The following is a 14,769-nucleotide window of genomic DNA, read 5'->3' on the forward strand; positions in this document are numbered from 1 at the left end:
CTATCTTTAATTACAAATTATCGCAGGTCTGACGGACCCGTGAACCTATCAATGCATAATACAGCATAAACGCTTCTCCAAAAAGAACGATGAGCCATGACCATCTCCAGCCTCCAAGAACATCGGCAAGCACTCCTTGCAACAAGGGCAATATGGCACCGCCTACCACTCCAATCATGAACACACCCGAAGCCACCGAAGTGTATTTTCCCAAATGGGCAACGGACAAAGTAAAGATAGCTCCCCACATGATGGAATGGAACAGACCTACTGCCGTGAGCAGCCACGGATTATTCAGAAGAATGGCCAGTAGGGCGAGTAGTCCTGCCGATACCGTAGTAACCGTCAACTGCACGCGGGGAGAAATCCTGCTCAGGCTGCTCCCCACCAGGCGGCCCACAAGCATACCACCCCAATAGAGCGTAGCCATCAGTGCCGGAGAAGCATAATCCATCTCGATGGCATACAGATTGATATTGGCCCCGATACAGACTTCCACTCCTACATAAAAGAAGATAGCCACCACGCCCAATGTCAGATGACGGAAGGACCATACACTTTTTTCCAGCTTTTCTCCCTTCTCTACCCTGGTTCCTTGGATATCGGGCAAAGACAATTTCATCAACAACAATACAATCAAAGAAATAACAGCCATCAATGCCAGGAACGGAACCATCAGCTGGTCAATCTGAATGTCCTCCATAGACAGACCGCCGAACACGACACCGGTCACGAAATAAGGAGCAAGCGTAGTTCCCACAGAATTGGCGGAACCGCCTATAGCCAAACGCTGAATGGACTGGGTACCCTTGACATGGCAAGCCGTCAGATAAGGATTTATAACCACTTGCAGAATGGTGGCCGAAGCCCCTACCACGAAAGAACCCAGTAAGAAAATCAAGAACCCTCCAGGGATAACATTATTTCCTGCATGCCAATTCGCTTCAGGAAAGTGTACTGTGAAATAGGAAGAGGCAAAGAACAAACCAAGTCCCACAATCATCACCAGCAATCCACGCATCAATGTTCCTTTATATCCGTATTTGCTAATCCACGACGAGCCTACCCCTCCACAAACCGGATAAGCAAGGAACCAGGAGAAAGTAATCAAAGTAGCAAAAGTATTTTTCAACCCGCCCACTTCCGAAAGAAAAGTTTCTTTCAGAGGACCCTGAAACTGAGTATTGGCAGTCGTAAGGAAACCTACAATAAAGAACAAGAACACCATCGTGATGAATGGCCCCATATAGTTTATTTGTTTTTCTTGTTGTGTCATAGTATTTTGATTATTAATTCAAATAATTAGTTATCAGCCGCCTGCAAGGCGACTTAGCAGTTAAGCATGCTTGCCGCCGCCTCATCCAGCAGAAATTCACAGTTGGGATGAAGCTGAAGGATGGAAGCAGGAACATCTGTTGTCACAGGCCCTTCAAGCATCCGCTTGACAATATCCGCTTTATTAGTCCCTTTGGCAACCAGTACAATCCGGCGTGCCTGCATAATGTTCTTTATTCCCAAAGTAGCCCCTCCCAACTCTTTATCGGGAGGAGTACCCGTTTCTCTACGGATGCGTTCTTCCAGTTCCACATTCATCCGGGTCACCCATGCTTCACCGCCAAAGGGAGATTCCGGCTGGTTGAATCCCAGATGTCCGTTCTCACCCAACCCTAAAATCAGCAAATCAATGCCGCCACGGTTCGCAATTTCCTGCTGGAAATCCCTGCATGACTGTTCAAAATCACCAGAAATGGTAGGCAGCATCAAGAAATTCTCTTCCTTGATGCCCAATGTATCCATCAACTCCGTTTTCAGCATCGTGTAGCATGCTCCGGCATATTCGCGCGGCACATTCGTTACCTCATCCAATCCGAAGAAAGTAACGGTATCCACCTTAAACGGATATTTAGTATAGATTTCTCCCACCAACCGATGAAGATTGCCGGTAGTACGTCCCGTCGAAAGTCCTATCACACTCTCCGGTTCATTCAACATCTGCCCGATGATGCGCCATGCAGCCGTGCAGTCAAACTCCTTTTCATTCTTTGTTATTGTTATTTTCATATTCTTAATCATTAATTCCTAATCACATATTCATCGCCACCGCGCCGGCCCCCAGAAGCCCGATAAATCCGGGATTCAGTTTCGTAATGACAACCCCGTTGCTGACAAAACGCATGGTCGTAGGATGAAGTTTCTCCAGAATCTTCTCGTGCATATACCCGTCGGCCACAATGCCTCCACCCAACACCACCGTGTCCGGGTCAATCACACGTACCAGATTCATGATAAGATTGGCAAGCGCCTCAGCTGCATTCTCCACCAGCACCGTACAGAGAGGGTCACCTTTCTGACTAAGTGCAAACACCTCACTCACAATCACCCGTTCCCCTTTTTCAGCCGGAATATGCAGGCCGGTCTCATACTGGTTGCGGAGCAGACGGGCACAATTGTCAAAACCTATGCCGGCAGCAATCGCCTCCACACAGTCCATCCGTCCACAACCGCATTTAATGCCTATGTTCACACCTACACGCACGTGTCCCACTTCGCCGGCATTGAAATGGCTGCCACGGATTTGTCTCCCATTTATCACCGTACCCACGGCAATGCCTGTACCTACATTTACGTATATAAAGTTTTTGGAAATTTGTCCGAATCCCCAGACGCGCTCGGCTCTTGTAGCGCTCTTCACATCATTGTCTATATGGCAAGGCATGCCATATATGTCCGACAGTTCCTTTGCCAACTCAATCCGCTGTGTCCTGCTCGGGTCAATCTGCAGCCAGACACCTTCGTTGGAATCTACACGCCCTATCAGGCCAACACCCATCGCTACCGGTTTCTGGTCATACCAGCCCACGGTACGGATATAATCATCGAGCGACGACTTGATGATTTCCAGCGCAGCCTGCTGATTAAAGTAACCGGAGTCATATTTCTTATACCTCAAAATGTTGCCACGGCTATCCATTTCGCCAATCAGCAACTTCGTGCCTCCTAAATCAAGACCTAAATACGTTTCCATTTTTTATATGCGTTTTTTAATATTGTTTACTGTCCACAATATTACGCACTATCAGGGAGACAAGGGTTTATTCTCTGACAAAAAAGGTTTAATACTTGTCAGCGGTGGTTCAAAAGCAGTCTTCATGGCTCTAAATTTTGCTGGGACTGGTACCAAACTGCTTTTTGAAGCATGTACTGAAATATTTCGGGTCAGAAAATCCGACCATATTCGCCACTTCCCCTATCGAATATTTCCGGGAAACCAGCAGCTCTTTTGCCTTGTTCAAACGGACAATGCGGATGAAGTCATTCGGTCCCTGCCCGGTCAGCGTCTTTATCTTATTGTAGACAGAAGTGCGGCTCATGCCCAGCATCCGGCAGAAGTCATTGATGGAGAATTCCGAATCGGACAACTCCTCCTCAATCACTTTCATAACCTTGTCCAGGAACTCCTTGTCCAACTGGCTGGTATAGTCTGTCTCTTCGGGCTGCGCATCCATCGCCAACACGGTTTCGCGCAAATGCTGCCTATTCTGAAGAATATTCCTGATACGCACTTTCAGCACAGACAAGTCGAAAGGCTTGATGATGTAGTCATTGGCACCGGCCTCCAGTCCGAAGATGATATTTTCCCTCTCACTCAGTGCGGTCAGTAATATAATAGGTATATGGCTTGTATCTACCGATGATTTCAGAATCCGGCACAATTCATCACCTTCCAGTACCGGCATCACAATGTCCGAGATAATGATATCAGGATTGATTTCCCTTGCCGTCTCCAATGCCTTTCCGCCGTCGGGCACGGCAACTACCTTATATTCGGAAGACAAGCTGTCCACCAGATACTCCCTCATATCCGCATCGTCCTCCGCCAGAAGAAGGACATTCTTCCTGGCACGTTCCGTTTCTTCATGCACAGCCCCGGTAGCGGCCTGAGCTTCTTCCTGGCCGTCAGCCTTCGCTTCCACCGCCACGCTCGCCTTTATCCTCTGCGGGAAAGTTACCGTAAACGTAGTTCCCTGCCCTTCCACGCTACTGAAAGAGATGGTGCCGTGATGCTGTTTCACAATGCGGCGCGTAATCATCAGACCGATACCCGAACCGGTTTCCTCAAAGTTCATGGCATTCTGGGCTCTATAATATTCGTGAAAAATATTGCCCTGCTCCTCTTTCGGAATGCCGATACCCGTATCCTTCACTTCAATAGTCCACTTCTTTCTTGCAGTCTTCACCAGTATGTGAATGACCCCCTTCTCTGTATACTTCAAGGCATTGGAGAGCAGATTGTCTATGATATGATCCATCTTCTCCCGGTCAATCCAAACCTTGGGCATATCCGGCTCCACCTCCAACTCTATCCCGACGCTCTTCTGCATGGCAGCTAAGTGAAACTCCGCCATTTTTTCCTCCAGATAAGCCTTAATGTCGTATGGAGAAACCTTCAGACACTCCTCGGCATGCAGTTCCGTTTTCTGCAACTCAAGCAGTTGAGTAATCATTCCCATCAGTTTTTCCACATTCTTCATAGCCACCGCAACGGTTTTCTTACCCTGCTCCGGAAGTCCCTCCTGCGCTTCGAGCTCGCTCAGCGGAGCCTTTATTAAAGTAACCGGTGTACGGATATCATGGGCTATACTGATAAAGGAACGTATCTTGTCCCTTATACGCCCCTCGTTCACCTTATGCCTCCTATACTGCACAAACATGTACACAAAGACAGACAACAAGATGAAATAGATGAGCAGCGCCCACCACGAAACCCAGTAAGGGTTATGAATGACAATGTCCAGACTTCTTTCTCCCACCTGCTGCCCGGTGTATTTATCAAATGCCCGCAAGCGGAATACATACTTACCGGACGAGAGATTCATATAGCTCACGTTCCGCACTGAATTGGAGTGTTCCCACTCTTCATTGTGATTTTCGAGCCTATACTCATACCTAATACGATGCGGGACTGCAAAGTTGATGGCAGAGAAGGAAATTGAGAAGGAGTTTTGATTATACTTCAAATCTATTTTCCGGGTATCATTGATATTCGTTTGCAAAAGAGAGCCTTTCATTCCCGCTTTGACCGATTCATAAAGCAGTTTAAAGTCTGTCAGAATCAGCTCAACGGGTGCATGAGTCCCCAAGTCCAAAGACGGGAGAAAGGAAAGAACCCCTTCTGCGGTGCCGAAAGCAAGACATCCATTCTTCAACTTAAGGGCAGCATTCGGATTGTAATATCCCCAGCTGACATCCAAAAAATCATTGGCACTGATGATAATATCCCGGGAGCAGTCCAAGCAATACAATTCCTTCTCCGTACTGAACCAGATACGCCCTTCGTTATCCTCCAGCAGGCTGTTGATGGAATTGGAAACCAGATTGTCATCTACGGTATAGGCATGCGCCTCTTTCCCATCCGGCCCAACACGTATAAGGCCTTCCCCGTCTGTAGCCAGCCAGGTATCGCCGGATGAGGACTGCATCAGGCAACGGACAGGATAATGCAGAGAGATGTCTCCAAACGTCTGATGCCACTGCGTGTCTCCCGACTTCTTATCAAAGACGGCCAACCCGCTGCAACCGGCAATCAGTAATGAGCCCCCCTTACCCGGCTTTATGTCACCTATGCAATCAATCGGGTAATATGTATAAGTATCCGTCCGTATATCGTAACGGGTAAACTCTCCTTCAATACCACCGAACCAGACATAATCCCCTTCCGCATAAATGGCATAAACATAGTCGGTGGCCATTCCCTTCTCCGGATGTGCATTTCTTTTCTCTTTCTTCTGTACCCGTCCGGTCTGTTTATGAATACAATAGACACCGATACCATAGCCACCTACCCAGATGTTTCCCCCGGAGTCTTCGGCAAGTGCCAATACCACTTTGCCACTATATTCCGTACCGTCCAGATAGTGGGTCCATTTGCGTGACCGAGGTTGATAGAGGCTGACGCCGTTGTTTGTACCATACCAATAATCTCCCTCCGAGTCCTGAAACATCACATTTACATGGTCCGACTTCAGGGAATTATCATTATTGCGTTCGTGCCTGATTCTATAGACATCCGGCATCTCCGGATCCAGATAGCTGATGCCATTCGTAGAAGTGCCAATCCATACAACTCCGGATTCATCCACACAAATATCGGATACCGTATTACCACTCAAGCTTTTGTCATCATCCCCGTTATTCATATAATGGTTCAAAAGTTCTCCGGTAGCGACATCCATGCAAAAAACACCTGCACCGTCGGCTCCCACCAGCAGCAAATTATCCTTTGTCCTTGCAAACGAACGGATAGGTACATGAGGAATCCGGTCATTCAAGGAATGTATTTGCCCTTCGGGACCGTCAAGCACAAATACGCCGTTTGAAAAGGTACCGATGAACAGCTTCGCTCCGAAGACATAGAGCGATTCCACATGCATCTCTGTATGCAGGTCAACCGGCCTCGTCTCAAAAGACGAAGAACCTGCCGCTCCTGCCTTCGTCAGCCGGAAGACACCCTTGTCGGTGCCTGCAAAAAACACTTCATCTTCCATTTGGACTATGCAACGGACAGATTGCCCCTTCAATCCGGCAAAAGACAGCCCTGCACTTTCTTCCCAAGAATAAATCCCCTTTGACATACACAACCACAAACGGTTTTCGTCATCAAACAGCATATTATACAATACCGGAGAAGGCAGGTAATCGGCCAAGTCCACACGCAATTGGAAAGAGTCCGTCAGTTTGTTGTATGCATAGATTTTTCCATTCTTCAATGCAACCCAGACAATACCCTCCTTATCACACATCATGGTAGTGGAAGACTGGATATTGTCCCTGGAATCAACCATTCCGTCCAGCTTGTAATGCTTGATTTCATTCCCGTCATAACGATCTATCCCGACATGAGTATACACCCAGACAAATCCGGCTGAATCCTTGTTTATCTGGAATACTTGCCGACTGCCCAATCCCTCCTTGATACCCAAGGTGCGGAATGAACCGGCAAACAAGTCAGCGGACAAAAAAACGAACACCCATAACAGCAGAAATGTACATGCAACGGATTTATATGGAAACGGATATGGAGCAGACATAGGTCATATATTGTTTTTCGGATGCAATATTACGCATAAATATAAAAAAAACGGTCGAAAAACTATCCGAATAGGTTCGATTTCTATTACTTTTGCCTTCCGAAACCAACAAATCATGAGAAGCCATGCTCAGTAAGTTCAAATTAAACCAGCTCTATTTCAAGGACACACAGTTTGCCAACCTCATGACACGGCGCATTTTCAACGTCCTTCTGATAGCCAATCCTTACGATGCTTTCATGCTGGAAGATGACGGCCGCATCGACGAAAAGATATTCAATGAATACACTTCGCTCTCCTTGCGCTACCCTCCCCGTTTCACGCAGGTTTCCACTTGCGAGGAGGCGCTGACACAGCTGTCCTCCATCTCTTTCGACCTCATCATCTGCATGCCGGGCACGGGAGACAACGACAGCTTCGACGTGGCACGATACATCAAAAACCTGTATGAACAGATTCCGATGGTGATACTTACCCCTTTCAGCCACGGCATCACCAAGCGTATTGCCAATGAAGACCTCAGTCCCTTTGAGTATGTGTTCTGCTGGCTGGGAAACACCGACTTGCTGGTTTCCATCATCAAGCTGATAGAGGACAAGATGAACCTGGAGCACGACGTCAACGAAGTGGGTGTGCAGCTCATCCTGCTGGTGGAAGACGGCATCCGCTTTTACTCCTCCATCCTGCCCAATCTGTATAAATTCGTATTGAAGCAGAGCCAGGAATTCTCTACTGAAGCACTGAATGCCCACCAGCGCACACTGCGCATGAGGGGACGTCCCAAAATTGTACTGGCACGTACCTATGAAGAAGCCTTTGGCATCTACCAAAAATATAAGAATAATATATTAGGTGTCATCACCGACGTACGCTTCCCCCGCGTAGAACGGGGCGAGAAGGACGGACTGGCCGGTATCAAGCTCTGTGCCGCCATCCGCAAGGAAGACCCGTTTGTACCCCTTATCATACAGTCCAGCGAATCGGACAACGTAGCGTATGCAGCCAAATACGATGCCGCCTTCATCGACAAGAATTCCAAAAAGATGGATGTGGACCTGCGCCGTATTGTATCAGACAATTTCGGCTTCGGCGACTTTATCTTCCGCAACCCGGACACGCTGGAAGAGATTGCCCGCGTAAAGAATCTCAAAGAGCTGCAGAACATTCTTTTTGCTGTTCCGGCAGAATCATTCCTTTACCACATCAGCCGCAACCACGTCAGCCGCTGGCTCTACTCGCGTGCCATGTTTCCCGTGGCAGAGTTCCTGCGGCCCATCACCTGGAATAGCTTGCAAGACGTGGATGCCCACCGTAAAATTATCTTCGAGGCTATCGTGAAATACCGCAAGATGAAAAACCAGGGAGTAGTGGCAGTCTTCAGGCGCGACCGCTTTGACCGATACTCCAACTTTGCCCGTATTGGAGACGGTTCGCTGGGAGGCAAGGGGCGCGGACTGGCTTTCATCGACAACCTGGTGAAGCATCACCCCGAGTTCGAAGAGTTTGAGAATGCCCGTGTCGCCATCCCCAAGACCATCGTGCTCTGTACCGATGTGTTCGACGAGTTTATGGATACCAACAATCTGTATCAGATAGCCTTGTCCGATGCCGACGATGACGTCATCCTGCGCTACTTCCTCAAAGCAAAGCTGCCCGACCGCCTGGTGGAGGACTTCTTCACCTTCTTCGACGTGGTGAAGTCGCCCCTTGCCATCCGTTCGTCCTCGTTGTTGGAAGACTCGCACTACCAACCCTTCGCCGGCATCTACAACACCTACATGATTCCCTATCTGGACGACAAGTACGAGATGCTGCGCATGCTGAGCGATGCCATCAAGGGAGTATATGCTTCGGTCTACTTCCGCGACTCGAAGGCATACATGCAGGCAACGAGCAACGTTATCGACCAGGAAAAGATGGCTGTCATCCTGCAAGAGGTAGTGGGCAACCAGTATGGTGACCGCTACTACCCCAGCATGTCCGGCGTGGCACGTTCGCTCAACTACTACCCCATCGGCGACGAGAAGGCAGAAGAAGGTATCGTCAATCTGGCGCTCGGTTTAGGTAAATACATCGTGGACGGTGGCATGACGCTCCGCTTCTCGCCCTATCACCCCAACCAGGTGCTGCAAACCAGCGAAATGGAGATTGCCCTCAAAGAGACTCAGACCCGCTTCTATGCCCTCGACCTGCGCAATGCCGGTCACGACTTCTCCATCGACGACGGCTTCAACCTGCTGAAACTGCACGTCAAAGAAGCGGAAAAGGACGGAGCACTGAACTACATAGCCTCCACCTACGACCCTTACGACCAGATTATCCGCGACGGGCTTTATCCCGGCGGACGCAAAGTCATCACCTTTGCCAACATCCTGCAACACGACGTATTCCCCCTGCCACGCATCCTGCAACTGGCTTTGAAATACGGAGAGCAGGAGATGCGCCGTCCCGTAGAGATAGAGTTTGCCGCCACCATGAGCCGCGAGAAGGACAAAACCGGCACCTTCTACCTGCTGCAAATCCGCCCGATAGTCGACACCAAGGAGATGCTGGATGAAGACCTTACCGCGATTCCAGACAACCAGGTACTACTCCGTTCCAACAACTCATTGGGACATGGCATCATGAACGAGATACATGACATTATCTATGTGAAGACAGACGACTATAGTGCCTCCCACAACCAGGAGATTGCCTGGGAGATAGAGAAGCTGAACCAGCAGTTCCTGGACGAAGGCCGCAACTATGTCCTTGTAGGTCCCGGACGCTGGGGTAGCAGTGACACCTGGCTCGGCATCCCCGTGAAGTGGCCGCACATCAGCGCCGCCCGCGTGATAGTGGAAGCCGGACTGACCAACTACCGGGTAGACCCCAGCCAGGGAACCCACTTCTTCCAGAACCTGACCTCCTTTGGAGTGGGATACTTTACCATCAACGCCTTTATGAATGACGGCGTATACAACCAGGAATTCCTGAATGCACAGCCTGCCGTACACGAGACGAAGTACCTGCGGCATGTACATTTCCACCAGCCAATGGTGGTAAAGATGGATGGCAAGAAGAAACTGGGAGTGGTGCTGATGCCCGAAGAATAAATCAGTCCGTCAGCCGGTGCAGCACAATCATCACCACCTCTGCGGGAGCAAACATGCGGATGGCTTTCTGCGAAGTGCCGATGCCGTTGGTGACAATCATCGGGATGTTCTTTGAGTTGTACTTCAGCCCGGAGAGGAACCGCTGCCCGTAGTGCGAGGGGACTATCGGTGCATAAAGCCCGAACAGCGTCACCTGCCCGCCATGCGTGTGTCCGGCCAGGATGAGATCGGAGTTTGTCACCGGGACGTCCTCGGCATAGTCTGGCGTATGCGTCAGCAGGATTACGAAATCGTCGGGCGAAAGGCCGAGTGTGGGCGATGTGCCGTTCTTGCCCAAGTCGAAAGGATTGCGCACGCCCGCCACAAGAATCCGCTCGCCGCCACGCCGCAGGGTGTCCACCTTATGCTCCAGCAGATGCATGCCATAATGCCTCATTTCGCGCACGATGTCGTCATAGCAAGCCTCGTAGTCATTGTTGCCAAGCACGGCATAGGTGCCCAACGGCGTCTTCACTTGCGCCAGGGCAGCCATGACGGGCGGCACGTACTGGCAGCCTTCGTGAAAGTCGCCGCCAATCAGCAGCACGTCGGCCTTCTGGTCTATGAGCAGGCGGACCAGGTCCTTCAATCCCTCCTCCTTCAGCAGGCTTTTGTAGTGCAGGTCGGAGACAAAGGCGATGCAGAAGCCCTCGAAGGCGGCAGGCACGTCGCGATGCGTGAAGTCGTACGTCTTAATGCGGCTGACGCCCTTATAGGCCGAGCCTACGTGGGTGGTTTTCGATGTGATTCTTGTACCTCGCTGCACAATTACCTTTTGTACCGGTGCCGTTTTCTTTATCTGCTGTTTCTTTACCTCGCCCTTCGCCGGCTGGCGGCGGACATTACGCAAATCAGACTGGTCAAAGGTGAACATCGGCGAAAGGCGGGCGGGCAACCCGATAGTATCGCCAAGCTGCGTGCTGTCTGCCTGCATGACTGACTGCGGCAACGACACGGTAATCATCCGCTTGGAACGGCAGGAAGACAAGAGCAGCAGAGAAAGAATGGATATGTAGACTAACTTCTTCATCATAAGTGGGTACAAATATAGGGATTTTCAGTATTTTTGCTGGCAGATGCCGAACTAAATTGGAACTACGATGAACGAGATTAAACAGAATTCACCCTACGCATGGTTTCTCGCCGCCCGCCCCAAGACGTTGACGGGAGCCATCATCCCGGTATTGCTGGGCAGTGCCCTTGCCTTCAGCGACGGACAGTTCAAGACCGCACCCGCCCTGCTGTGCGCCCTCTTTGCCTGCGGCATGCAGATTGCCGCCAACTTTATCAACGACCTCTTCGACTTCCAGAAAGGGACCGACCGTCGGGAAGACCGGCTGGGGCCGCAGCGCGCCTGCGCCGAAGGTTGGATTACGCCGGCAGCCATGAAAACCGGCATCGGCATCGCACTGACACTGTCGTGCCTGGCAGGGCTGGCAGTGCTGTTCACCGTCTGGGGGCAGCTGCCCCACGGAGGCTGGGAACTGGTGGTGCTGGGCGTGGTGTGCATACTGTTTGCTTTCCTCTATACCACGCTGCTCTCCTATCGGGGCTGGGGCGACGTACTGGTGCTGGTGTTCTTCGGCTTCGTGCCCGTATGCGGCACCTACTACGTGCAGGCCTATACGCTGAATATGGATGTGGTGGTGCTGTCGCTCGTCAGTGGCCTCGCCATAGACACCTTGCTGATGGTGAACAACTATCGCGACCGCGAGCAGGATGCCGTGAGCGGCAAGTGTACGCTGGTGGTACGCTACGGCAAGAAGTTCGGTGAGAATATGTATCTGGCACTGGGCATCGCCGCCGTGCTGCTCTGCTTCTGGTTTGTCTACACGGGCAAGCTGACTCCGCTGGAATTTATCTGGGCTCCCTGCGTCTATCTCTATATGCACGCACTGACGTGGCGCAAAATGATACAGATAGGTAGCGGTAAAAAGCTGAACAGCATACTGGGCGAGACGTCGCGCAATATGCTGTTCTTAGGATTACTGTTAGCGGTGGCGCTGAATTGAGGGGTTAGAGGTTAAGGATTAGCGGTTAGACCCTAATCCCTAAACCTTAACCTCTACCTCCATACATCTGTTCGTAATACTTCTGATAATCACCGCTGGTCACTTCTTCCACCCACGGCTGGTTGTTCAGGTACCATTCAATGGTCTTGACGATGCCGACCTCGAACTTCGTCTCCGGATACCAGCCCAGGGCATTGGTAATCTTTGTGGGGTCGATGGCATAACGCTGGTCGTGACCTAGGCGGTCTTTGACGAAGGTGATAAGGTCTTCGTTTATCCAGCTGATGTCAATCGTGCCGTCGGCGGCTTTTACTTGTTTCTTCAGCACTGCACGGTAACGGGGTTCTTCCTCCATCAAGCGGCGGACGGTGGCAATAGTCAGCTTCACGATTTCAAGATTGGTCTTTTCGTTGTGACCGCCTACGTTGTAGACTTCGCCTTCCACACCCTCGCGGACAACCAGGTCGATAGCTTTGCAGTGGTCTTCCACGTAGAGCCAGTCACGCACGTTACTGCCGTCGCCATAGACGGGGAGGTTCTTGCCTTCGAGAATATTCTTGATGATAAGCGGAATCAGCTTTTCGGGGAAGTGATAAGGACCGTAGTTGTTGGAACAGCGGGTGATAGTGACGGGCATCTTATAGGTATCGTGATAGGCCATCACTACCATATCGGCACTCGTCTTGCTGGCGCTGTAAGGGCTGTGCGGGCAGAGCGGGGTTTGCTCTGTGAAGTAGCCTTCGGCACCAAGTGAGCCGTAAACTTCGTCGGTAGACACTTGATGGTAACGAACGCCTTTGCGCCAAGTGGGATAACCGGACTCGTCCTTACCCGTGACCCAGGCACGGCGGGCGGCATCGAGCAAGTTTTGTGTACCCAGGATGTTGGTCATCAGGAAAAGCTGGGGATTCTCTATGCTACGGTCTACGTGGCTCTCGGCAGCAAAATTCACTACGTAATCGAATTTATACTTGGCAAACAGTTCGTCGGCAAGCACGCGGTCGCAGATGTCACCTTTTACAAAAAAGCAACGTTCATCGTCAATGTCATTGGCAATGGTGCCCAGATTGCCTGCGTAGGTCAAGGCATCCAGTATCACCACTTTAATATCATTATGTTTTGCCAGGATATATTTAATATAGTTGGCGCCGATAAAACCGGCGGCACCGGTTACGAGATAAGTCTTCATGAGAATTAAAAATTATAAATTAAAAATTAAAGTCAGCGGGCCTTTATAGGAGAACTATTCTCCTTCTCTTTTTGGGGAACAAAGAGTTCATCGCTTCGATTCAGCCAGTTCCATCAGGTATTTGCCATATTCGGTCTTGCCAAGCTGTTCACCCAAGCGATACAGCTGGTCTACATCTATCCAGCCCTTGCGCCAGGCAATCTCTTCGATACAGCTCACGCGGAAGCCTTGACGGTTCTGGATGGTGGCGACAAAATTGCTGGCTTCCAGCAGGCTGTCGCAATTGCCGGTGTCGAGCCAGGCAAAGCCACGGCCGAAGAGCTCCACTTTCAGCGTGCCCTCGTCCAGATAGAGACGGTTGAGGTCGGTAATTTCGTATTCGCCGCGAGCAGAGGGCTTCAAGGAGGCGGCTTTCTCTGTCACGGTGGAGTCGTAGAAGTACAGTCCGGGGACGGCATAGTTGCTTTTAGGATTGGCAGGCTTTTCTTCCAGCGAGACGGCTTTGCCGTTGGCATCAAACTCCACTACACCGTAGGCACGGGGGTCCTTGACGTAATAACCAAAGATGCAGGCACCCTTGTCTATGGAAGCGGCACGCTTCAGCATGGCGGAGAAGCCTTGACCGTAGAACATGTTGTCGCCCAGGATGAGGCAGCCCGGTCCGCCGTCCAAGAACTCTGCACCCAGCACAAAGGCTTGTGCCAATCCGTTGGGATTCTCTTGTATCTTATAGGAAAAGGACATGCCGAGTTCTTCGCCGGTTCCCAGCAGTTCGCGGAACATGGGTAAGTCACGTGGAGTAGAGATAATAAGCACTTCGCGAATTCCCGCCAACATCAGTGTAGAGAGCGGGTAGTATATCATCGGCTTGTCGTAGACGGGCATTATCTGCTTGGAGATAGCCTTGGACAACGGATAGAGACGAGTGGCACTGCCACCTGCAAGAATAATTCCTTTCATATTTCAGTTCTTTTTCGGTGATACTTCAAAATGGAGAATAAAATAAGAAGGAGGACGATGCCCCACGGCTCTACTTGCTATTCGGGCACAAAGATAATGGAAAAATTCGATTAAGTGAAGGCTTGGTTTCATCTTTTTACTTCATTGCTTTGCTTACTCCGGTACATTGTTTTGCTTACTTCAGTGCGTAACGGCCGTCACCCCTTGATGAAACGGTCTTTACCTCAGCGTGTAACGACCTTTACCAAATAGTGTAACGACCTTTACCCAATAGCGTAACGACCTTTACATTAGCATGTAACGGCTTTTACACTATAGCGTAAACAATCGGTAAATACAATCCATTGTCTTTTCCTGATTTAGCTAGACGCTTTTTCTTTTTATAA

At 50.3% G+C, this 14,769-nt stretch carries 9 protein-coding genes; 2 read left to right on the forward strand and 7 right to left on the reverse strand.

What is annotated here, in order from left to right:
• Positions 1-10: 10 nt before the first annotated feature.
• From DW096_RS13105 to DW096_RS13120, 4 genes are all read right to left on the reverse strand, one after another.
• The gene (locus tag DW096_RS13105) at positions 11-1,276 is read right to left on the reverse strand and encodes an MFS transporter (protein ID WP_008665144.1); all 1,266 of its coding nucleotides are present in this window, start codon (positions 1,274-1,276) and stop codon (positions 11-13) included.
• A 53-nt stretch (positions 1,277-1,329) separates the two neighbouring features.
• Positions 1,330-2,061, reverse strand: a complete 732-nt coding sequence (locus DW096_RS13110) for a 6-phosphogluconolactonase (RefSeq protein ID WP_005833056.1) — start codon at positions 2,059-2,061, stop codon at positions 1,330-1,332.
• A 22-nt stretch (positions 2,062-2,083) separates the two neighbouring features.
• A complete protein-coding gene (locus tag DW096_RS13115; RefSeq protein ID WP_035449096.1) occupies positions 2,084-3,025 on the reverse strand; it encodes an ROK family protein in 942 nt (313 codons plus the stop codon).
• A gap of 130 nt (positions 3,026-3,155) precedes the next feature.
• Positions 3,156-7,088, reverse strand: coding sequence for a hybrid sensor histidine kinase/response regulator transcription factor (locus tag DW096_RS13120; protein WP_120028844.1), 3,933 nt, complete (start codon positions 7,086-7,088; stop codon positions 3,156-3,158).
• A gap of 125 nt (positions 7,089-7,213) precedes the next feature.
• Here DW096_RS13120 and DW096_RS13125 point away from each other — a divergent pair, with 125 nt between their 5' ends.
• A complete protein-coding gene (locus DW096_RS13125) occupies positions 7,214-10,183 on the forward strand; it encodes a PEP/pyruvate-binding domain-containing protein (protein WP_119957927.1) in 2,970 nt (989 codons plus the stop codon).
• Position 10,184: 1 nt separating this feature from the next.
• Here the strand turns inward: DW096_RS13125 and DW096_RS13130 are convergent, their stop codons facing one another.
• The gene (locus DW096_RS13130; protein WP_199711490.1) at positions 10,185-11,252 is read right to left on the reverse strand and encodes a metallophosphoesterase; all 1,068 of its coding nucleotides are present in this window, start codon (positions 11,250-11,252) and stop codon (positions 10,185-10,187) included.
• A gap of 70 nt (positions 11,253-11,322) precedes the next feature.
• On the opposite strand from DW096_RS13130, the gene menA reads away from it, so the two are divergent.
• Positions 11,323-12,234, forward strand: a complete 912-nt coding sequence (gene menA / locus DW096_RS13135; protein ID WP_005827044.1) for a 1,4-dihydroxy-2-naphthoate octaprenyltransferase — start codon at positions 11,323-11,325, stop codon at positions 12,232-12,234.
• A gap of 46 nt (positions 12,235-12,280) precedes the next feature.
• Here the strand turns inward: menA and rfbB are convergent, their stop codons facing one another.
• Positions 12,281-13,423, reverse strand: a complete 1,143-nt coding sequence (gene rfbB, locus DW096_RS13140) for a dTDP-glucose 4,6-dehydratase (RefSeq protein ID WP_005827045.1) — start codon at positions 13,421-13,423, stop codon at positions 12,281-12,283.
• A gap of 87 nt (positions 13,424-13,510) precedes the next feature.
• Positions 13,511-14,383 (reverse strand): glucose-1-phosphate thymidylyltransferase RfbA, encoded by an 873-nt coding sequence (rfbA, locus tag DW096_RS13145; protein WP_005827046.1) that lies wholly within the window; start codon positions 14,381-14,383, stop codon positions 13,511-13,513.
• Positions 14,384-14,769: the final 386 nt, after the last annotated feature.

It is taken from the genome of Bacteroides sp. AM07-18, from assembly GCF_003602695.1.
Classification (GTDB): Bacteria; Bacteroidota; Bacteroidia; order Bacteroidales; family Bacteroidaceae; genus Bacteroides; species Bacteroides uniformis.